This is a genomic window from Kitasatospora sp. NPDC030952, from assembly GCF_055571335.1.
This window is the reverse complement of the sequence record NZ_JBVIFM010000001.1, coordinates 575,744-595,915: the sequence shown is the minus strand read 5'-3', so window position 1 is coordinate 595,915 and position 20,172 is coordinate 575,744. Positions and strand designations below refer to the sequence as shown.

The window sequence follows — 20,172 nt, the reverse complement described above, 5'->3', positions numbered from 1 at the left end:
GGTCCCCGTCCGGCCGTCCTCCGTTGGTCGGATGCTGTGAGGCTCTGTCCACAGGCTGTGGACAGAGTCGGGGATCCGGGGGCCAGGGGTGGACACGACGACGGCGACCGTGGGCGGGCTGGTGCTCGTCCTGTTCGGTGGCGCGCTGCTGCTCTGGTGCGCCGCCGAAGTGCGCCTTCGCCACCGGGTGCGCCGGCTGGGGGTGCCGGTGGTGGCCACGGTCGTGGCCGAGAACGACGTGCACGGCCAGCTCGACAGTGCGCCGCTGCTCTCCTTCTCGGTGCCGCCGGGCTCCGGTGGGTCCGGCGCCGCCCGGATCGCGGAGCTGGTGCTGACCCGGCCGCGCGGGCACACCCCGCTGCGCCGTCCGGAACGGTTCGCGCCCGGTGCCGCGGTGCGGATCCGTTACGACCCGGACCGGCCCTGCCGGGCGGTGCTGGCGGCGGGGGAGGTCGGCCGGGCGGTGGCCGTGGACCTGCTGTGGAGCGCGCTGGGCGTGGTGTGTCTGGCGGCGGGCGCCGGGCTGCTGGCGGCGGTCGGTCGCTGAGGCGGCGTCGGCCGCGGGGCTGCGGTCGGCCCGTCCGGATTCGGTTCCGGCCCGTCCGGATTCGGTTCCGGCTCGGCCGGGCTCGGCCCGGCTCGGCCCGTACTGTCCGGTCCCGCCCCGTTCTGGTCGGGTCGGTCCGGCTTTCGTCGGCCATGGCGGCGCGATCCGGGGAGCGCGTTACCGCAAGCGCGCCGATTTTTCCGTTGACAGATCTTGAAATCCGTCATTCCATCCTCCGGAACCTGCCGAAGCCCCCCTCCACGGGGCGCGAACCTCCGTCATCGGGTTACCGTTCGAGTGGCGTCGGCGAGTCCGGCAAGCGAAGAAGCGGGATCCGTCCGTTTGACAAGGGTGGCCGGGGTACGGTCACACTCCGCTGGTGGGGTGTCGTCAAGCGGCGACCCCGGGACGGTGGAGGGGGCGGGCGGAGCGCAGCCCGTGCTGCCGGCGCCGACCAGCCACATATGGACCGGGAGAGAAGAGCGAAGGTGTCCCCGAGCAGCGAGACCGCGCACGGACAGCGACTCGTCATTGTCGAGTCGCCGGCCAAGGCGAAGACGATCAAGGGCTACCTGGGCCCCGGCTACATCGTCGAGGCGAGCGTCGGGCACATCCGCGACCTGCCCAGCACCGCGGCCGAGGTGCCGGACAAGTACACCGGCGAGGTGCGCCGCCTCGGCGTGGACGTGGACCACGACTTCGCGCCCATCTACGTGGTCAACGCGGACAAGAAGTCCCAGGTCAGCAAGTTGAAGTCGCTGCTCGCGGAGTCCGACGAGCTCTTCCTCGCCACCGATGAGGACCGCGAGGGCGAGGCCATCGCGTGGCACCTCCAGCAGGTGCTCAAGCCCAAGGTGCCGGTGCACCGGATGGTGTTCCACGAGATCACCAAGTCGGCGATCCAGGAGGCGGTGGCCAACCCGCGCGAGCTGAACCAGCGCCTGGTCGACGCCCAGGAGACCCGCCGCATCCTCGACCGCCTCTACGGCTTCGAGGTCTCGCCGGTGCTGTGGAAGAAGGTCATGCCGAAGCTGTCGGCGGGCCGGGTGCAGTCCGTGGCGACCCGTCTGGTGGTCGAGCGGGAGCGCGAGCGGATCGCCTTCCGCAGCGCCTCGTACTGGGACCTGGTCGGCACCTTCGGCACCGGCCGCACCCCGGCCGACTCCGCCAACCCGGAGACCTTCGGCGCCCGGCTGGCCGCCGTCGACGGCAAGCGGATCGCCAGCGGCCGCGACTTCGGCTCGGACGGGCAGCTCAAGGCGGGCAGCACCAACACCCTGCACCTGGACGAGCAGGCCGCCCGGCAGCTGGCCGCCGCCCTGGAGCAGACCGCGTTCAGCGTCCGCAGCGTCGAGTCCAAGCCCTACCGCCGCTCGCCGTACGCGCCGTTCCGCACCACCACGCTCCAGCAGGAGGCCAGCCGCAAGCTGGGCTTCGGCGCGAAGCGGACCATGCAGGTGGCCCAGAAGCTGTACGAGAACGGCTTCATCACCTATATGCGTACCGACTCCACCACGCTGTCGGACACCGCGATCTCCGCCGCCCGCGCGCAGGTCACCCAGCTCTACGGCGCCGACTACCTGCCGGACGCGCCGCGCACCTACGCCAGCAAGGTCAAGAACGCCCAGGAGGCGCACGAGGCCGTCCGCCCGTCCGGCGACCGCTTCCGCACCCCCGCCGAGACCGGCCTGAGCGGCGACGACTTCAAGCTGTACGAGCTGATCTGGATGCGCACCGTCGCCTCCCAGATGAAGGACGCGGTCGGCCAGTCGGTCACCGTCCGGGTCGGCGGCGCCTCCGCCGACGGCCGGGACGTCGAGTTCTCCGCCTCCGGCAAGATCATCACCTTCCACGGCTTCCTGAAGGCCTACGTCGAGGGCGCCGACGACCCGAACGCCGAGCTCGACGACCGCGAGCGCCGGCTGCCGCAGGTCACCCAGGGCGACCCGCTGGCCGCCGAGCGGATCACCCCGGAGGGCCACGCCACCAAGCCGCCGGCCCGCTACACCGAGGCCTCGCTGGTCAAGGAGCTGGAGGACCGGGAGATCGGCCGCCCCTCCACCTACGCGTCGATCATCGACACGATCATCCAGCGCCGGTACGTGTTCAAGAAGGGCACGGCGCTCGTCCCGTCCTTCCTCTCCTTCGCCGTGGTCAACCTGCTGGAGAAGCACTTCGGCCGGCTGGTCGACTACGACTTCACCGCGAGGATGGAGGACGACCTCGACCGGATCGCCGCCGGCGAGGCGCAGTCCGTGCCGTGGCTGAAGCGCTTCTACTTCGGCGAGGGCGAGGGCGAGGGCGCGGCCGGAGCCGCCGCCGAGGCCGGCAACGGCGACGGCGACCACCTGGGCGGTCTGAAGGAACTGGTCACCGACCTCGGCGCGATCGACGCCCGGGAGATCAGCTCGTTCCGGATCAGCGACGACCTCACCCTGCGGGTCGGCCGCTACGGCCCGTACGTCGAGCGCGCCTCCGCCGTCGAGGGCGAGCCCGGCCGGCGCGCCGACATCCCGGACGACCTGCCGCCGGACGAGCTGACCGTCGAGCTGGCCGAGGAGCTGCTGGCCAAGCCCAGCGGCGACTTCGAGCTCGGCCCGGACCCGGTCAGCGGCAACATGCTGGTCGCCAAGGACGGCCGCTACGGCCCGTACGTGACCGAGATCCTGCCCGAAGGCACCCCGAAGACCGGCAAGAACGCGGTCAAGCCGCGCACCGCCTCGCTGTTCCAGACGATGTCGCTGGACACCGTCACCCTGGAGGACGCGCTGCGGCTGCTCTCGCTGCCGCGCGTGGTCGGCACCGACGCCGAGGGCGCCGAGATCACCGCGCAGAACGGCCGCTACGGCCCGTACCTCAAGCGCGGCACCGACTCGCGCTCGCTCACCAGCGAGGACCAGCTCTTCACGATCACCCTCGAAGAGGCGCTGGCGATCTACGCCCAGCCCAAGCAGCGCGGCCGGGCCGCCGCCGCCCCGCCGCTCAAGGAGCTGGGCACCGACCCGGTCAGCGAGCGCCCGGTGGTGGTCAAGGACGGCCGCTTCGGCCCGTACGTGACCGACGGCGAGACCAACGCCACGCTGCGCAAGGACGACGAGGTCGAGACCATCACGCCGGAGCGCGGCTACGAGCTGCTCGCCGAGAAGCGGGCCCGCGGGCCGGTCAAGAAGGTGGCGAAGAAGGCCCCGGCGAAGAAGGCCGCGGCCAAGAAGACCACCACCACCAAGACGGCCGTGACCAAGACCGCCGCCAAGAAGACGGCCGCGAAGAAGACCACCACCACCAAGACGGCGGCGGCGAAGAAGACGGCGGCCAAGAAGACCGCGGCGGCCAAGACCACCGCGACCGACGAGGGCTGATCCGCCGGCCGGACCCCGCCCCCGTACCCGACGGCGGCACCGGGCCCGCGTCCCCCACCCGGGGGCGCGGGCCCTCGCGTCTGTGCAGGGATCGTCACAGGCCGGTGATGACGGCGAACCGGAACCCCGTTCGTCTCAATCGGGCAAACCCCGGACCGCTACGCTGACCGTATGACGAGCGAGGAGCAGCCCACCCCCAGTGCCGCCCCGGCCGCCAGAGCCACCGGGCCCGAGCTGCCCGAGGTCCCGCCCGCCGGAACCCCCGCGGACCGGGCCCGGGCACTGTTGCGGACGAGGGCCTACCGGCGCCTGTGGACCACCCAGCTGATCGGCGGCACCGCCGACCGGCTCGGGCTGCTGGTGCTGCTCGCGCTCACCGTGATCGCCGCCGCCCAGGGCGGGCAGTTCGGCGACCTGCCGCGCAGCCTCGCCTTCGCCACCGCCGCCGTCCTCGCCGCCCGGGTGGCGGCCACCGGGCTGGTCGGCGTGGCGCTGCTGGAGCCGGTGCACCAGCTGGTCGCCGGCAAGCTGGACCGGCGCTGGACGCTGCTCGGCGCCGACGCGCTGAGCGCCCTGCTGATCGGCCTCGCGCCCTGGTGGACGGTCTGGCTGGGCTCCGCCCGCTCCGGGCCCTCCGGCGCGGCCACCTACGTGCTGCTCGCCACCGTGTTCCTCACCGGTGCCGCCGAGCGGGTCCGGGGGATCGCCAAGACCGTGGCCGTCCCCGGTCTGCTGCCGCCGGCCGACCCCTACGCCCCGGTCGCCGAGCAACGGCCGGCCGCCGCCAACCTGGACACCGTCCGGAGCATCGACCGCTTCACCGGCTGGGTCACCCTGCCGCTGGGCGCCGTCGGCCTGGTCGCGTTCACCCTGGTCAACAACATCGGCGCGGCGCTCGGCTCGGACTGGCTGCGCGCCCACCAGCTGACCTTCGCGGCGCTCGGCGCGGCCGGCCTGTTCGCCGCCGCGGCCGTTCGCGACCACCTCCAGCAGCTGCCCGGCGGCCCGGTGGCCGTCGCCCCGCACTCGCCGCTGACCGGCCTGCGCGCCCCCACCGACGCCACCCCCGGGCCCGCCCTGAGCAAGGGCCGCACCGGCAGCGCCCCGTACTTCACCTTCGCCGTCGCGGCCGGCTACGCCTCGATGGCGGGCGTCGCCGCCCTGGCGCTGCTCACCGCCGCCGAGCACCGGGCCGGCCCGATCGGCTACGGCCTGATCGTGCTCGCCGCGGCCGGCGCCCCCGCGCTGGGCGCCCGGCTCACCCGGGCCACCCTGCCCTCGCTCTCCCGCCGCCGGCTGCTCGCCCTGGCGCTGCTCACCGAGGGCGTCGCGCTGATCCTGGCCGGGCTGGTGCTGGACTTCGTCCTGGTCCTGCTGCTCACCGTGCTGGCCGGCCTGGCCGCCGGGGTCGTCGTCTCGGCCGGGCGCGGCCTGCTCGCCCAGGAGGTCGAGGAGGCCCGGCTGGCCAAGGTCACCGAGCACCTGTACGCGGTGCTGCGGGCCGTGGTCGCCGCCGCGCTGGTCGTCGTCCCGCTGATCGCCGCCGGCTACGGGGACGTCGAGTACGGCACCGTCGAGCCCGGCTCCTTCACCTTCATCCACGGCGGCGGCGCCCTCGCCGTCGCCACCTCCGGGCTGCTCACCCTGGTGCTCGCCGCCGTCGTCCTGCTGCGCACCGACGACCGGCGCGGCACCGTGCCGTTCGGCCGGGACCTGGTCGACGCGGTGCGCGGCGCCGGCGGACCGGTGCCGCACCGGGGCGCGGGCACCGGCTTCTTCATCGCCCTGGAGGGCGGCGACGGCGCCGGCAAGTCCACCCAGGCCCAGGCGCTCGCCGAGTGGATCCGCGGCAAGGGCCACGAGGTCGTGCTCACCCGCGAGCCCGGCGGCAGCCCGGTCGGGCAGCGGCTGCGCGGCCTCGTCCTGGACGTCGGCAACACCGGCCTGTCGCACCGCGCCGAGGCGCTGATCTACGCCGCCGACCGCGCCGAGCACGTCGAGAACGTCATCCGGCCGGCCCTCGCCCGCGGCGCCGTGGTGATCACCGACCGGTACATGGACTCCTCCATCGCCTACCAGGGGGCCGGTCGCGACCTGGCCGCCACCGAGGTCGCCCGGATCTCCCGCTGGGCGACCGGCGGGCTGCTGCCCGACCTCACCGTGGTGCTGGACGTCGACCCGACCCGGGCCCGGGAGCGCTTCACCGAGGCGCTGGACCGGCTGGAGTCCGAGCCCACCGAGTTCCACCAGCGGGTCCGGTCCGGCTTCCTCGCCCTCGCGGCCGCCGACCCGGCGCGCTACCTGGTCGTGGACGGCAGCCAGGCCCCCGGCTTCGTCACCACCGCCATCCGGCACCGGCTCGACCGCGAGCTGCCGCTCTCCGAGCAGGAGAAGGCAGCCCGCGCCGAGCAGGAGCGGCTGGCCAAGGAGGAGGCCGAGCGGCGCGCCGCCGAGGAGGCCCGCAAGAAGGCCGAGGAGGAGGCCGCCGAGCGCAAGCGCCAGGAGGTGCTGGCGCAGCTGCGGGCCGAGCAGGCCGAGCAGGAGCGGCTGGCCAAGGAGGAAGCCGAACGGGTCGCCGCCGAGGCGCGCCGCAAGGCCGAGGAGGAAGCCCGCCGCCGGGCGGAGGAGGCGGCTCGCCGCCGGGCCGAGGAAGAGGCGAAGCGCAGGGCCGAGGAGGAGGCCCGGCTGGCGGCCGAGGCCGCCGAGCGCAAGCGGATCGCCGACGAGGCGGCCGCCCAGGCGGAGCTGCAGCGGCAGCGGGAGCTGGCGCGCGAGGAGCAGCGGCGCCGGGCGGAGGAGGCGCTGCAGCGGGCCGAGGAGGCCCGGCTGGCGCAGGCCGCGGCGCTCGCGGCGGCCGCCGCGGCGGCGGAGACGGCTTCGGACCGGGCCGGGGCTCCGGCGGGCGGGGACGCGGCGGTCGGGGACGCGGCAGGGGACAGGCCGGGGGCCTCGGAGGGTGGTCTCGGCGACGAGGCGACGCGGGAGCTGACGCTGCGCGACCGGCAGGCGGCGGTCCGGGCGGCGGAGGCTGCCGGGTCCGCGAAGGCTGCGGAGGGGGCGAAGGCCGCGGAGTCCGCGGAGGCTGCTGAGGCGACCGCCCGGTTGCCGCGGGTGCCGGCCGCCGATGAGACGGCGGTGCTGCCGAAGGTGCCGGCGCCGGACGAGACGGCCGTGCTGCCGAGGGTTCCCGCCGCGGACGAGACCGCGGTGCTGCCGAGGGTCGGGCCGGGGCGTCCCGGGGAGCCGGTGGACAGCACCCGGGAGCTGCCGGTGGTGGACGGTCGGCAGGCCGCGCCGCAGCCGGTGGTGCCGCAGACCGGCGAGTCGCAGTCGACCGCCGAGCGGCCCCGGCCGGAGTGGGCCGAGGAGACGCCGATGGACGACCTGCCGAGCCTCACCGACACCCTGCTCGGCTCGCGGGACGAGTGGGCGCGTTGGGGGCACGGCGGAAGCCAAGACGACTCCGGTCACCCCGGCGGGGACGACCGCCCCGGCGAGGACGGTGGCAAGGGCAAGGGCAAGGGCCGGCGCTGGGGTCAGCGCGGCTGAGCCCGGGGCTGAGCCCGGGGCTGGGACGGCTGGCGTCTGGCGTCTGGCGTTTGGTGTCTGACGGCTGACGGCTGACGGCTGACGGCGGGCGGCAGACGGCTGATGGTCGATGTCCGGTGGTTGGCGTCTGGCGGTTGACGGAAGGATGGGCGGTGTCGTCCCGGGGAGGGTTCTCGGGCCGGCGCCGCCCGTCGTCGTACCGGGGCGCGGGGCTGTCGTCCGGAGGCCCGATGTGCTGCCCTGGCCGTCGTCCGAGGTCCGGCGTGCCCCGGACGGAGCAGTGGCTGTCGGAGCGGAGACGTATGCTCGACGGCGGGGAATCGGCGCCGGGAGCGCTGCCGTACGGAGCTTGGGAGCAGCAGTGGCCGTCTGGGACGACCTGGTGGGTCAGGATCGGGTGGTCGAGCAGCTGACCGCCGCGGCCCGGGCGGCCGGGGCGACGGTCGAGGTCGGTCGCGGCGGCGCTCCGGGGCAGGGCGGGAACGCCTCGCTGATGACCCATGCCTGGCTGTTCACCGGTCCGCCAGGTGCCGGGCAGGTCACCGCCGCGCGGGCGTTCGCCGCGGCCCTCCAGTGCACCAGCCCTGACCTCGCGCTCGGCGGCACGCCCGGCTGCGGGTTCTGCGACGGCTGCCACACCGTGCTGGCCGGCAGCCACGCCGACGTCAAGTACGTGCGGACCGACGGACTGTCCATCGGCGTCGGCGACATGCGCGACCTCGTCCTGCGCGCCGCCAGCTACCCGACCGGCGGCCGCTGGTCGGTGATCCTGGTGGACGCCGCCCACCGGCTCACCGAGGCCGCCGCCAACGCGCTGCTCAAGGGCGTGGAGGAGCCCTCCCCGCGCACCGTCTGGCTGCTCTGCGCCCCCTCCGTCCAGGACGTGCTGCCGACCATCCGCTCGCGCTGCCGCCTGCTGGTGCTGCGCACTCCCCCCGCCGAGGCGGTCGCCGACATGCTGGTCCGCCGCGACGGCGTCGACCCGGAGACCGCCCGGTTGGCCGCGCTCGCCGGGCAGGGCGACATCGAGCGCACCCGCCGCCTCGCCGTGGACGAGCAGGCCCGCACCCGCCGGGCCGAGGTGCTGCGGATCCCGCTGGAGGTCGGCGACATCGGCGGCTGCCTGACCGCCGCCCAGCGCCTGGTCGACACCGCCAAGGCCGATGCCGAGGCGCTCGCCGAGACCCAGGACGCCAAGGAGACCGACGACCTGAAGGCCGCCTACGGCGCCGCCGAGGGCAGCAAGGCGCCGCGCGGCATGGCCGGGGCGGTCAAGGAGCTGGAGAAGCGGCAGAAGAGCCGCGCCACCCGTACCCGCCGGGAGACCCTCGGGGTCGCGCTGCTCGACCTCCTCGGCTTCTACCGGGACGTGCTGGCGATCCAGCTCGGCTCCACCGGCGCCCTCGCCAACGAGGACCAGCGGCAGGCGCTGAACCGGGTCGCCCAGGACGGGACGGCCGAGGGCACGCTGCGCCGGATCGAGGCGGTGCTCGCCTGCCGCGGGGCGGTGGACCGCAACGTGGACCCGCTGCTCGCGGTCGAGGCGATGACGATGGCGCTGCGGGCGGGCTGAGGTCCGGTCCCGTGAACTGGTCCTCGGGGCCGCAAGGGGCGCGCCGCGTGGGGTGGGATCCCGGGGGCCGTACGCCGCCCGGAGTCGCCCGGGGTCGACTCGGCGTCCCACCTTCGAGTGAACGGGCGACACTCGCCGGGCACACCCGCGTGTGACGGCGCACCCGTTGTGCACGCTGGGGGCCGACTGTGCCCGGCCGCACCCCGGGCCCTCCGCTCCGGAGGGCCTGCCGCCGCCGGAGCGGTCGCCTCCCGTACGGCACCGGATCCGGTCCGGCGCCGGCCCTCCTCCCGAGGTGGTGCGTTCCGTGGTCCGTCCACTCCTCGTCATTCCCCTGCTGGCCGCCGCCCTCGGCGGGATCTGGCTGGCGCGCGGTGCGCTCCAGCGCTGGCGCGACCTGCGGGCCGCCGCGACCTACGAACTGACGGGCGACCGGTGGCCGATGCTGCTGCGGGCGGGCGGTGCGATGGTCTGCGGGGTGTGCGTCACCGCGTTGACGGTGCTCACCGCGCTCGGGGCGTTCGGCGGCCTGGGGCGCGGCGGGGCGGGCACTGACCGGGCGGAGCCCGCCGTGGACGCGGCCGCCGCCGGGGCCTGGGCGGGCTCGGCGGCGGGTGCGGCCGGTGGGCCCGGTGGGTCCGGTGGGTCCGGTGGCTCTGGGGGGCCCGGCGGGCCCGGGGGGCCCGGTGCGGCCGTACGGCAGCAGGCGGCACCGCCGGCCGCCCCCGATCCGGCGGCCGCCACCCCCGCCACTGCGCCCGTCGTGGCCAGCCACTTCGACAGCGTCGGGCACCCGGGCGGCGGCGAACTGCTGCAGTCCGCCGTGCTCGGTCCGGACGGGAAGCCGCGCAACGTCCGGGTCTGGCTGCCGGCGCAGTACGCCAAGGAGTCGAACGCGCGCTTCCCCGTCGTCGTGATGCACTCCGCCACCCCGGGCAAGACCGCCGACGCCGAGGTGCCGGACGTCTTCGACGGCGTCGGCGCGGCCCTGCAGACCGGCCGCGCCCGCCCGTTCATCCTGGTCGCCCCCGAGGCGCCGAACGGCACCGCGCACCCCTGCGAGCTGGTCGCCGCGGCCCCGGCCGCCGTCGCCGACGACGCGACCCTGCGCACCACCATCGCGGCCTCCTTCCGCACCCTCCCGCCCGGCCCGGCCTCCTGGGGCACCCTCGGGGTCGAGGGCGGTGCGCCGTGCGCGGCCGCCGCCGGGCTGGCCCGGCCGGACCTCTACGGCGCGGCCGCCGCGGTCTCCGGCCGCTACGACGCCGGCGCGCTCACCCAGACCGGCGCCGAGGCCCCCGCGGGCAGCTCGGCCAAGCTGCTGCTGGCCGCCGCCAAGGGCGACGCCGCCGGGCTGGACGCGGCCCGCAAGCTGCAGGCCGCGCTCAAGGCCGGGCCCGGCCCGGCGGCCAAGGCCGAGGTGCGGATCTCGGACAACGTGCAGGACTACTCGGCGGATCGGGAACGGGCCCGGCTGGTCCGGCAGGCGGCGCAGTTCCTGGCGGAGGCGCTGGCGAAGGCGTCCTGAGCGTCGGCCGAGCCGGCGGTTACGCTGCCCGGTACCCGGGGTGGGTACCGGGCAGCGGCGTTTCTTCGTTCTCGTACTTTTCTCGGAGTGGTGGAGAGGAAGCGGATGAGGGGCTTCGGGCGGGTGCGGGTCTTCGGGCGGGTGCGAGGGCGGGTTCTCGGGCGGGTTCTCGGGCGGGTGCGGGTGCGGGTGCGGGTGCGGGTGCGGGTGCGTGTGGGGTTGCGGGCGGTTGCGGTGGTGATCGCGGTCGGGCTGCTGGCGGCTTCGGCGGGCGGGTGCAGCCGGGGCTCTGCGGGGCCGACCGGTGGGAGCGGCGGGTCCGGGGCGTCCGGGCAGGCCTCTTCCGACTCGACGGGAGCCGGCGCCGGCGTCACCCCGCTAGAGCCGCTGCCCGCCGCCGTACCGGCCGCGCTCGCCGCGTACTACGGACAGCGGCCGGCCTGGCAGCCGTGCGACGGCGGCTTCGAGTGCACCACCTTCCGGGTGCCGATGGACTACGACCGCCCCGGCGACGGCGACCTCACCCTCTCCGCCGCCCGTGCCGCCGCCCTCCCCGGTGACCCCGGCGGCGCGAACCGGTCGGGCTCGCTGCTGCTCAACCCGGGCGGCCCCGGTGGCTCGGCGATCGAGTACCTGGAGGCCATCGCCGGGACGTACGACCGCACCGTGCGCACCCACTTCGACCTGGTCGGCCTCGACCCGCGCGGGGTGGGCCGCAGCAACCCCGTCAGCTGCCTGAACGGCGAGCGGATGGACGCCTTCACCGCCGCCGACCTCGCCCCCGGTGACCAGCGGGCGATCGACGCGCTCGTCGCTGTCGACCGGGAGTTCGCCGACGGCTGTCGCAAGCAGGCCGGGCCCGCGCTCGGCCACCTCAGCACCGTCGAGGCGGCCCGCGACATGGACGTGCTGCGCGCCCTGCTCGGCGACGAACGGCTGAACTTCGTCGGCAAGTCCTACGGCACCTTCCTCGGCGCCACCTACGCCGGGCTGTTCCCGAGCCGGGTCGGGCGGGTGGTGCTGGACGGCGCGATGGACCCGGCGCTCGACTCGGTCACCGGCAACCGCACCCAGGCCGGCGGCTTCGAGACCGCCTGGGCCGCCTTCGCCGGGGACTGCGCCAAGCGCGAGGACTGCCCTCTCGGCCGCACCGAGCAGCAGGTCGGCGACCAGCTCACCGCCCTGTTCGCGACCGTCCACACCCAGCCGCTGCCGACCACCGACCACGGGCGCCGGCTCACCGAGGCCCAGGCCACCACCGGCGTCGTCCAGGCCATGTACGCCGAGTTCCTGTGGCCCAAGCTGCGCACCGCGCTCACCGACGCCAGGGCGGGCGACGGCACCGGGCTGCTGAAGCTCTCCGACGCCTACTACGGGCGCGAGGCGGACGGCTCCTACCCCAACCTGATGTTCGCCAACACGGCGGTGAACTGCCTCGACCTGCCCGCCCCGTTCCCCTCGCCGGAGGACGTCCAGCAGGCGGTGCCGGACTTCGAGAAGGCCTCGCCGCACTTCGGGCGCGACATGGCCTGGATGGCGCTGACCTGCGCCTACTGGCCGGTCAGGGCCACCGGCGCGGCCCACACCATCCGGGCCGCCGGCGCCGCCCCGATCGTCGTCGTCGGCACCACCCGCGACCCGGCCACGCCGTACGACTGGGCCCGGTCACTGGCCGGCCAGCTGGAGTCCGGCCGCCTGCTCACCTACGACGGGGACGGCCACACCGCGTACGGGCGGCGGAGCACCTGCGTGGACGGCGCGGTCAACCGCTTCCTGCTCACCGGGGAGGCCCCGGAGCAGGGCAAGCGCTGCGACCGGTAGCGGGCTCGGGGATCCGTCCCGGGGATCTGTCCCGGGGATCTGTCCCGGGGATCTGTCCCGGGGTCAGACGGAGGAGACCGCCAGCTTCGCCGCGAAGCCCGCGAACAGGACGGCGACGCCGCTGGTCAGGGTCGCGGACAGGCGCTTGCGGCGGCGGAAGGCCGAGGCCAGCGTGGTGCCGGCGAATATCAGCAGGGAGAGGTAGAGCAGGCTGAAGGTCTGCAGGATCCCGCCGAGCAGCGCGAAGGACAGCGCGGGCTGCCCGTAGGACGGGTCGACGAACTGGGTGAAGAAGGACAGCAGGAACAGGATCGCCTTCGGGTTCAGCAGACTGATCACCAGCGCCCGCCGGAACGGCCGCTCGCTCTCCTCCGGCGCCGCCTCCGCGCCGGCCGCCCGGTCGGCCCCGGCCCGGCGCTCGCGCCACAGCTCGCGGGCGGCCCGCAGCATCCCGAACCCGATCCACAGCAGGTAGGCGGCGCCGCCGAACTTGACCACCGCGAACACCGCCGGGTTGGCCTTCAGCAGCGAGGCGGCCCCCAGCGAGGTCAGGCTGATCAGCGTGAGGTCGCCGACGAACACGCCCGCTGCCGCCCGGTACCCGGTCCGGACGCCCTTGCGGGCGGCGACCGACAGCACGTACAGCGAGTTGGGGCCGGGCAGCAGGATGATCACGAGGGCGCCGAGGACGTACGTCGCCAGGTCGTTGACACCGAACACGGTGCGCTCCGGGGGTGGGGAGGGGTAGCAGGGGGGCGATCATCCTAACGTCGCACCGGCGACCGGTTGAAGCAGAAACCATCCGCCCCCGCCCACCCCGGCCCACCACCCGACCGTCCCGGCTACGGATCACCTGCGAACCTGTGTAGACTGGCCCGCGTTGCCACCACACATAGCAACGGTGCCGCCTTAGCTCAGTTGGCCAGAGCAACGCACTCGTAATGCGTAGGTCGCGGGTTCGAATCCCGCAGGCGGCTCTGTAGAAGCCCCAGGACTCACTCGCCGTGACCTGGGGCTTTTGCCTTTATTGCATCCGTCGTCGCCGTCGCGCGCGGGCTGCCCTCGTGTTCGTGGTCTCAGTTGTGGTCTCACTTTCGGCCGGTTGGGGCCAGAGCGCGTTGCCCATTCGCCTGGCCGCCTCACGGGTCGTCGGGGTGGTCGTCTTGACGTAGCGGCGGGTCATGCTGATCTGCGAGTGGCCGAGGATCTCCATGATGGTGAACGGGTCCACCCCCAGCTCGTTGAGGATCGTCCCGGCGGAGTGGCGGCTGCCGTCGTGCTGGCGCCGGTCCTCGATACCGGCCTCGGCCAGCAGCTCCTTGAACTCCTCCCAGTCGGCGTGGGGGTCGACCGGCTGGCCGTCGGGGCGGCACGTCACGAGTCCGTAGTCCTGCCACTCCTCGCCGGCCGCCGCCTTCCACTCCTCCTGCTGCTGGCGCTGCTCGCGGAGGAGCGGGATCAGTGGCGGCAGCAAGGGGGTCGTGCGCCGGCTGCCCCTGGTCTTCGGGCGGGTGAAGGCGAGGCCGCCACCGTGCCGCTTCGGGCAGGTGCTGGCGTGCCGGTCGCACTTCGGCGGACAGGGCTTAGGGCATCCGCGGGTGTAGCGGCGGTGCTTGGTGCACCCGGGCTCGCACGCGTCCCGGTGCAGCCGTTCGCCGCAAGCGTGCGGGTCGTCGCACCCGTGGCGCCACTTCAGCCGCTGGAGCTGCCAGGACGTGTCCATATGACCGGCGGCCTCGTCGACGTACTTCCAGCGCAGGCCCAACGCCTCACCCTGACGCAGACCTTGGCCGACGCCGATCACCCAGCGGACGCGGGTCGGGCGTTTCATCGCGGCGAGCAGGAAGCGCCGAGCCTCCTCCTGGGTGAACGGGTTCGCGTCCGTCTCCTCCACCGTGGGGGAGTCCACCAGTGTGGCGACGTTGCGGGCTACCTTCCCCCGGCGGTGGGCGATCTTCAGCGCGCGGGAGATGATCCGGTGCACCTTGAGGATGTGTGATCCGGCCCGGCCCTCGGCACGGAGCTGCCCGTACAGCTCGTCCAGGTGCTCCGGCAGCAACCGGTCCAGCCGGTGCTTGCCGATGCCCGGGATGATGTGGTTCCGAGTCTTGGACCAGTAGTCGTCCAGGCTGCGCGGCTTCAGCCGCTGGTTCGCGATGGTGGTCAGGTAGGTGGTCATCCACTGTTCGACCGTCGGCGCTCGGCCGGCCGCCGCCACCTGGCCCGCGTCGCGGTCGGCCTCCAACTTCTTGACCTTGCGCCGCACTTCGGGTTCGGTCTTGGCGCTGCGGTGGCGCCGGTCGGGACTGCCGTCCGCCTTCACGCCCATGGTCACGCGGCCGTGCCAACGGCCGTCCGCGCCCTGATAGATGGTCGACTCCATGTTGGGCAGGCGGGTCTTGCGCTCGTTCACGTATTGCTCCCGTATAGACGCGGGCGCCGAACGGTGTGCTGCCCGGCGCCTCGAACGGATGGGTGGTGATGGTCAGTTGGTGGTCTCGGTGGCCTTGCGTTCGATGTACGTTGCGATGTCGATCGGCCGGATCCGACGGGACCGTCCGATCCGGAGTGATCCCAACTCGCCTTCGGCGAGCAGCTGGTAGAGCTTCGAGCGTCCAATGTTCAGCACCTTGGCGGCCTCCTCCGGCTTCAGGAGGAGCGGCTGAGCGGTCATGGCGATGGACATGTTCGGGCCTCCGGTTCGAGCTCCGACGCGGGGGTGGAAAGGGTGGAAAGGGGTGCTAAGCCCGGTGACCTGGGCTTTTGCGGTGAGGGGTGGGGGTGGGAAGGGGGTGGAAAGGGGGGTGGAAAGGGTCGGGCGTCCCGGGAGGGTGGGTCGGGGGCGGGACCTTTCCACCCCCTTTCCACCCCCCTTTCCACCCCCTCCGCTCCTGGCGTTTTCGCAGGTGGGAGGGCTTAGCACCCCTTTCCACCCTTTCCACCCCTCAGGTGGTGGGTGGGGCGTAGAGCAGGACGGTGGCGTGGCGGCCGGATCCGGGGACCTGGGCGCTGCCGTAGCCGTCGATCTGGAGGAGGGCGGCGACCAGGCGGTCTCGTTCGTCCTTGCTGGACTTCTTGAAGAGGCGGTAGACCTCGTCTCCGGTCAGGCCGCGGGGGCCGACGGCGCGGACGGCGGCGGCGAGCTTGTCGAGCTTGGGGTCGCCGGTGGTGTCCGCGGCCAGGCCGAGGACGTGGGCGGCGGAGGCCCGGGAGTAGTTGACGAGGGCGTGGGCGGCTCGCAGGTGGTCTTCCTCGATCTGGCGGCGGCGGTCGAGGAGGGCGTAGACCATGGCCAGGCGCAGGGTGTAGGGGGCGGCGCGGGCGGTGAACTCGGCGAGGGGTCCGTCTCCGTCCTCGTCCCCGCACAATGCCGGGTAGATGTCGTCCCGCCAGAGCTTGCGGGCGGGTTCGGCGAGGGTGACCTCTCCGGCCTGGCTGGCGTCGGCGAGGGCGGCGCGCCAGGAGGCGGCGAGGCTGTCCACAAGCTCCGGGTCGGCGCCGCGGGACTCGGCGAGGATGCGGTTGCGGTGGACGAAGACCGGCAGGTAGCGGTTGTAGGTGCCGCCGGCCATCTCGGAGTCCTGCATCTTGGCGCGCAGTTCGCGGGGGCTGATGTGGCCGATGATCGCGATGTGCGGGCCGGTGGCCTTGAGCGCTTCGCGGTTCATGACGCCGAGGTCTTCGCCGTTCCAGGCCTGGCGCAGGACGCCGCCGAGGGAGGAGCCCTCGCGGCGGGCGCGGGCCATGGTGATGCCGTACTCGGACTCCACGATCCAGCGGCGCTTGTCGATGTGGCCGGGGTCGTCCTTCTTGGTCGGGTCGCCGTCGCGCACGGCTTCGATCAGGCCTTCGCCGGAGGACAGGCCGGAGAGGCAGTTGTCCTTGGCGAAGCCGGGGGCGGCGGCGGACAGGATGAGGCGGGCGGTGTTGGTGGCGGCGCCTTTGCGGCCGGCGGCGGTCGCGCCGATCGTCAGGCCCCAGATCAGGGCGGGGTGGCGGTCGTTGCCGATGCGCAGGTGCGGGCAGGAGTCGGCTCTGCCCGCGCCGCTGGGGCCGAGCAGGGCCCCGGCGCCGGAGAGCAGGTTGACCAGCACGCCGACCGGGTCGGCTTCCGTGGTCGGGTCCAGTTCCCGAACGGTGTGCCCGGCCAGGCCCTGGAAGACGGCCATGTCCGGGACCGGCCCGGGGCGGGTGGGGCGCTCCAGGCCCTGAACGTCGTCGTAGAACGGGTTCTTGGCCGTCGCCTGGCGGGGTTCGGCGGGCAGGAGGTCGGGGGCGGTCACTCGGCCTCCTGCCTGTTCCGGTCCCCGCCGGAGAAGCGCTTCTCCTTGGGGGGCGAGGGGTGACGGTTGCTCACGCGGCCCGCCCGACGCCGCCGGCGCCCCGGGCCAGGCCCTTGGCGATGGTGCGGCGGCACTCCGCCTCGCCCAGCCCGGCGCTCTGTCCGGCCGAGAGCAGGGCGTCCGTGGCGTCGTGCTCCGGGAGGGTTCCGGCGGCGACCAGGCGGCCGAGCGCGGCACTGGAGGCGAACAGGGTGTGGTTCCTGACGCCCTCTCCGGCGCCCGCGACCTTCTCGGTCTCGCCGCGTACGGCGGCCTGCACGTAGGCCTGAAGACGACCGATCCGCGCCCGCACCGCGGCGGTGTCCAGCTTGGCGACGGGCGGCGCCTTGGGGGTCAGCAGGGTGGCGAGCCAGGCGGGCAGGGGCATCGGCGGCACGTCGAGGGCGAGCGTGTAGGGGTGTCCGGCGACGGTGCTGCCGGCGGCGACGACGTAGCCGCCGTGGGCGCGGGTGTCGACCTTCCAGCCCAGGCCCTGGCCCTTCTCCCCGCAGGTGTTTCGCAGGACGGTCCCGGGCGGGGCGGTGAAGTAGATGTGGGTGCCGCCGCGGCCGGTGCGCACGGTGAACGTGTCGTAGTGGCCGTAGGCGTCGTACTTCTCGCACAGCGCGGCGAAGGTGTCGTGCCCGTCGGTGATGCCCTGTCCGGCCCACCGTGCGGGCGGGAGGTCACCGGGGTGCTTGGGGGTGTCGAGGTCGACCACGACCAGGTTGGAGGGGCCGCAGGCCACGCCGACGTTGTAGGGGCCGTGGGTCCAGGCCCGGCGGATGACGTCGGGGTCGGTGGTGGCCCGGCGCTCCCAGCCGAGGTGGCCGGGGGTGCACGGGCCCGTGCGCGGGCAACGCTCCTCGCTGTGCAGGGCGGGGTGCTTGGCGTTCGGGGCGAGCGGGAAGACGTGCCAGCCACGACGGGCGGCGGCCAGGGCGGCGGCGAGCCGATCGGTCATGAGGTGGTCCTCTCGGGCAGGGCGGGCCAGGACCCGAGAGCGCGGGCCCTGGCCCGCGAGGGGTCAGAGGTCGAGGGAGATCTGGCCGTCGCAGACGGCGGCCGGGGCGGGCGGCATCAGCGCGTCGAGGGCGGCCTGGTGGGCGGGGTCGCCGAGCAGGCAGATCACGTGGCCGTCGGTGGTGACCAGCCACGCGGGGTCGGCGTGGACGAGTTCGACGGCGGCCTGGCGGGTGGTGGAGTGGACGACGCACTCGTCCGCACTGTCGGAGCCGTAGGCGGTGCCGCAGACGTCGCACTCGGCGACGTGGCAGGTCACGGGCTTGATGGGCACGGGAGCCTCCCGAAGGTCAGAGGTCGAAGAGGGAGTCCGGCTCGGCGGCCGGGGCGCTCGCCTGGCGGGCGTTGGCGGCACGCTTGCGGGTGGCGTCGTGGCAGGCCGGGCACCACGCGGCCAGCGCCCGCTTGGGCAGGGCGGCGGCCTTGTGCGCGGGCAGCAGCAGGTCGGCGGGTTCGGCGGGGGCGGCGAGCAGGCGGACGGCGCCGGTGCCGTGTCGGGGGCCGTAGCCGCCGTGGACGGTCTTGCAGCGTCCGCCGTCCTTGGCGTGGTTGGTGCCGCAGGTGCCGCGGCACTGGCAGCGACCTGCGGCGGCGGCGATGACGGCCGCCCACAGGCCCTGCCGGTCGCCGAGCGGCGGGACCCGGGGGGTCATGCGGCCACCCCCAACCCGGCCCCGGCCCCGCCGGCGACGGCACGCTCCAGCAGGACGCGGAGGGCGGCGGCGGCCTGGTCGGGCAGGACGCCGTTTCCGAGTGCCCGGAGTTGGGCGGTGCGGGACAGGCCGGGGACGGCGGTGACGTGCCCGGTCGGCACGCCCATCAGCCACTCGACGAAGACCGGGTTCAGGCGCCCGGAATCGTCTGTTGGCCGGGGTGCGGGGCGGCCGAGGACCGCCTCCCACCGGTGGACGGCCGGGCCGTACGGGCCCCAGTCCGTGCTGTCGTTCCGGTCGTCGGTGCCACGGCGCCGGTCAGGGTCGGGTTGCCCCGGGTGAACGTGGCGCTGGTGCGGTCGCCGTCGGCGGCGGTCGGGGTCGGCAGCAGGGAGATCGTGTGCCGCAGGTTCATCCCGCCCCGGCCGGTGTGCCCGGTCCCGGTGGCCTCCGACACGGTCGGGGTCGGCAGCAACTCCACCTCGCTCGCCGGGCCAGGCGAGGAGGAAGACGCGGGTGCGCTGGTGGGCGGCGCCGACGTCGGACGCTCGCACGCTCGTCCATTCCGCATCGAACCCGAGGCCGGCCAGGTCTCCCAGAACGGCGCCGAGAGCGCGAAGAGCGAGGGGCCGTCCGGTAGCCGGGTCCAGATCCTGCGATCCGGATCCCACTCCAGCGTTACCGCGGTCGGCTTTCCGCGAGAGGAGGCCTTGGACATTCTCGATCACCACCAGGGAGGGCCGGAGTTCACGGACGGCGCGGGCGACCTCGACCCACAGGCCGGAGGCGGCGCCGGGAACGATCCCGGCACCCTTGCCGGCCAGGCTGACGGACTGGCAGGGGAAACCGGCGGTCAGCACGTCCACCGGCTCCACCGCCGCCCAGTCCACGGCCGTGATGTCGCCGAGGTTCGACGTGAGCGGGTGGTGGTGGGTGAGGATCGCGGACGCGCCGGGGTCGGGGTCGGCCACCCACGCCAACTCCCCGCCCAGCACCGCTTGGACGGCCATGTCGAGACCGCCGTAGCCGCTGCACAGAGACCCGATGCGCGGCCCGCTCACGACGCCGTTCCGATCAGGTCGTTGACCAGGTGGGCCTGGGCGTTGGCCCAGACGGTGAGTTCCTTGACCACGGCCTTGGCCTCGATCGTCATGACCGGGCCGGGTTCGGCGGAGCCGGGCTCGATCAGCAGGTGGTCCGGGACGGGCAGGAGCAGGGTGGCGGTGGTCAGGAACAGGGCCGTGTCGGCGTCGGGCTCGATGAGGCGCCGGAACGGGCCGCGGTCGGCGCCCCACGGGTCGGGCTGCCAGTCGCCCAGGCGCCGGTCCGGCCGGTGGGCGAGGGCAGCGTGCCGCAGGGGCACTTCGATGCGCAGGGCCACGTTGTCGGTGTCGCCGGTGGCGAAGACGACGGTGATGCGGTGCAGGTCGGGGTGGACGCGCACGTAGCCGGGCGCCATCGTCGGGGCGGTGGCGATGGTCCAGGCGAAGGCGGCGAACTCCGCCGCCGTCTCCAGGAGGCCGTCGGAGTGGGCCTTGACGACGTGGGAGTCGAGGTAGGTGCCGTAGCGGGAGTAGCCGTTGGAGGCGTACCGCTCGTCGTAGTCGTCGTACACGACGGCGAGCGTGAAGAGGTCGAACTCGGGCATGCTTGGTCCCATCTCTATGAAGGGGATGCACGGCCCCGCGGCAACCGGTTCTCTGCCAAGAAATGACGGTTGTCGTGGGGCTTCGTGCTGTTCGGGAGCGGTCTGCCCGTCCCCCGCGCCATCCGGAGCCGCCGCCGCGTGGTGCGGCG

Annotated in this window: 16 protein-coding genes, 1 tRNA gene and 1 pseudogene; 7 read left to right on the top strand and 11 right to left on the bottom strand. The window is 74.3% G+C overall.

Translation table 11 applies throughout. From position 1 onward, the window contains the following. The first annotated feature begins 88 nt into the window (after positions 1 to 88). The 6 genes from ACZ47G_RS02755 to ACZ47G_RS02730 all read left to right on the top strand — a co-directional run bounded on the left by ACZ47G_RS02755 (position 89) and on the right by ACZ47G_RS02730 (position 12,377). The gene (locus tag ACZ47G_RS02755) at positions 89 to 547 is read left to right on the top strand and encodes a DUF3592 domain-containing protein (RefSeq protein ID WP_465739628.1); all 459 of its coding nucleotides are present in this window, start codon (positions 89 to 91) and stop codon (positions 545 to 547) included. Between the two features lie 488 nt (positions 548 to 1,035). Then, positions 1,036 to 3,906: a type I DNA topoisomerase gene (gene topA, locus ACZ47G_RS02750; protein WP_465739627.1), complete on the top strand. Its 2,871-nt coding sequence runs from the start codon at positions 1,036 to 1,038 to the stop codon at positions 3,904 to 3,906. A 171-nt stretch (positions 3,907 to 4,077) separates the two neighbouring features. Beyond that, positions 4,078 to 7,455: a dTMP kinase gene (gene tmk, locus ACZ47G_RS02745; protein WP_465739626.1), complete on the top strand. Its 3,378-nt coding sequence runs from the start codon at positions 4,078 to 4,080 to the stop codon at positions 7,453 to 7,455. A gap of 361 nt (positions 7,456 to 7,816) precedes the next feature. Beyond that, a complete protein-coding gene (locus ACZ47G_RS02740; RefSeq protein ID WP_465740022.1) occupies positions 7,817 to 9,028 on the top strand; it encodes a DNA polymerase III subunit delta' in 1,212 nt (403 codons plus the stop codon). Positions 9,029 to 9,335: 307 nt separating this feature from the next. After that, complete coding sequence (locus tag ACZ47G_RS02735; protein ID WP_465739625.1) at positions 9,336 to 10,556, top strand: alpha/beta hydrolase; 1,221 nt, start codon at positions 9,336 to 9,338, stop codon at positions 10,554 to 10,556. 105 nt (positions 10,557 to 10,661) lie between these two features. Continuing rightward, on the top strand, positions 10,662 to 12,377 hold the full coding sequence (locus ACZ47G_RS02730) for an alpha/beta hydrolase (RefSeq protein ID WP_465739624.1): 1,716 nt from the start codon (positions 10,662 to 10,664) through the stop codon (positions 12,375 to 12,377). Positions 12,378 to 12,440: 63 nt separating this feature from the next. On the opposite strand, the gene leuE is transcribed toward ACZ47G_RS02730, so the two are convergent. Then, the gene (gene leuE, locus ACZ47G_RS02725; RefSeq protein WP_465739623.1) at positions 12,441 to 13,097 is read right to left on the bottom strand and encodes a leucine efflux protein LeuE; all 657 of its coding nucleotides are present in this window, start codon (positions 13,095 to 13,097) and stop codon (positions 12,441 to 12,443) included. Positions 13,098 to 13,280: 183 nt separating this feature from the next. On the opposite strand from leuE, the gene ACZ47G_RS02720 reads away from it, so the two are divergent. Next, positions 13,281 to 13,354, top strand: a tRNA-Thr gene (locus ACZ47G_RS02720). Positions 13,355 to 13,401: 47 nt separating this feature from the next. Here ACZ47G_RS02720 and ACZ47G_RS02715 read toward each other — a convergent pair. The 10 genes and pseudogenes from ACZ47G_RS02715 to ACZ47G_RS02670 form a co-directional block, all read right to left on the bottom strand. Next, a complete protein-coding gene (locus ACZ47G_RS02715) occupies positions 13,402 to 14,760 on the bottom strand; it encodes a tyrosine-type recombinase/integrase (protein ID WP_465740021.1) in 1,359 nt (452 codons plus the stop codon). A 102-nt stretch (positions 14,761 to 14,862) separates the two neighbouring features. Further along, positions 14,863 to 15,063, bottom strand: coding sequence for a helix-turn-helix domain-containing protein (locus ACZ47G_RS02710; protein WP_465739622.1), 201 nt, complete (start codon positions 15,061 to 15,063; stop codon positions 14,863 to 14,865). A gap of 259 nt (positions 15,064 to 15,322) precedes the next feature. Continuing rightward, complete coding sequence (locus ACZ47G_RS02705) at positions 15,323 to 16,660, bottom strand: DUF3987 domain-containing protein (protein ID WP_465739621.1); 1,338 nt, start codon at positions 16,658 to 16,660, stop codon at positions 15,323 to 15,325. A 70-nt stretch (positions 16,661 to 16,730) separates the two neighbouring features. Continuing rightward, positions 16,731 to 17,663: a bifunctional DNA primase/polymerase gene (locus ACZ47G_RS02700; protein ID WP_465739620.1), complete on the bottom strand. Its 933-nt coding sequence runs from the start codon at positions 17,661 to 17,663 to the stop codon at positions 16,731 to 16,733. 63 nt (positions 17,664 to 17,726) lie between these two features. Further along, on the bottom strand, positions 17,727 to 17,996 hold the full coding sequence (locus ACZ47G_RS02695) for a hypothetical protein (protein WP_465739619.1): 270 nt from the start codon (positions 17,994 to 17,996) through the stop codon (positions 17,727 to 17,729). 16 nt (positions 17,997 to 18,012) lie between these two features. Then, a complete protein-coding gene (locus ACZ47G_RS02690) occupies positions 18,013 to 18,375 on the bottom strand; it encodes a hypothetical protein (RefSeq protein WP_465739618.1) in 363 nt (120 codons plus the stop codon). Continuing rightward, positions 18,372 to 18,542, bottom strand: coding sequence for a hypothetical protein (locus ACZ47G_RS02685; RefSeq protein ID WP_465740038.1), 171 nt, complete (start codon positions 18,540 to 18,542; stop codon positions 18,372 to 18,374). Before ACZ47G_RS02685 ends, ACZ47G_RS02690 begins: the two co-directional genes overlap by 4 nt. A 23-nt stretch (positions 18,543 to 18,565) precedes the next feature. Next, positions 18,566 to 18,856, bottom strand: a complete 291-nt coding sequence (locus ACZ47G_RS02680) for a hypothetical protein (protein ID WP_465740037.1) — start codon at positions 18,854 to 18,856, stop codon at positions 18,566 to 18,568. Between the two features lie 76 nt (positions 18,857 to 18,932). Continuing rightward, positions 18,933 to 19,385, bottom strand: a pseudogene (locus ACZ47G_RS02675) (DNA cytosine methyltransferase); the annotation flags it as partial. Between the two features lie 47 nt (positions 19,386 to 19,432). Beyond that, a complete protein-coding gene (locus ACZ47G_RS02670; RefSeq protein WP_465739617.1) occupies positions 19,433 to 20,023 on the bottom strand; it encodes a hypothetical protein in 591 nt (196 codons plus the stop codon). Between the last annotated feature and the right edge of the window lie 149 nt (positions 20,024 to 20,172).

Excerpts from the sequence above, each read along its gene's own strand:
- tmk (WP_465739626.1), top strand. The coding sequence starts at position 4,078 with ATGACGAGCGAGGAGCAGCCCACCCCCAGTGCCGCCCCGGCCGCCAGA.
- ACZ47G_RS02730 (WP_465739624.1), top strand. The coding sequence starts at position 10,662 with ATGAGGGGCTTCGGGCGGGTGCGGGTCTTCGGGCGGGTGCGAGGGCGG.
- ACZ47G_RS02715 (WP_465740021.1), bottom strand. The coding sequence starts at position 14,760 with ATGGAGTCGACCATCTATCAGGGCGCGGACGGCCGTTGGCACGGCCGC.
- ACZ47G_RS02710 (WP_465739622.1), bottom strand. The coding sequence starts at position 15,063 with ATGTCCATCGCCATGACCGCTCAGCCGCTCCTCCTGAAGCCGGAGGAG.
- ACZ47G_RS02700 (WP_465739620.1), bottom strand. The coding sequence starts at position 17,663 with ATGACCGATCGGCTCGCCGCCGCCCTGGCCGCCGCCCGTCGTGGCTGG.
- ACZ47G_RS02690 (WP_465739618.1), bottom strand. The coding sequence starts at position 18,375 with ATGACCCCCCGGGTCCCGCCGCTCGGCGACCGGCAGGGCCTGTGGGCG.
- ACZ47G_RS02685 (WP_465740038.1), bottom strand. The coding sequence starts at position 18,542 with ATGGGCGTGCCGACCGGGCACGTCACCGCCGTCCCCGGCCTGTCCCGC.
- ACZ47G_RS02670 (WP_465739617.1), bottom strand. The coding sequence starts at position 20,023 with ATGCCCGAGTTCGACCTCTTCACGCTCGCCGTCGTGTACGACGACTAC.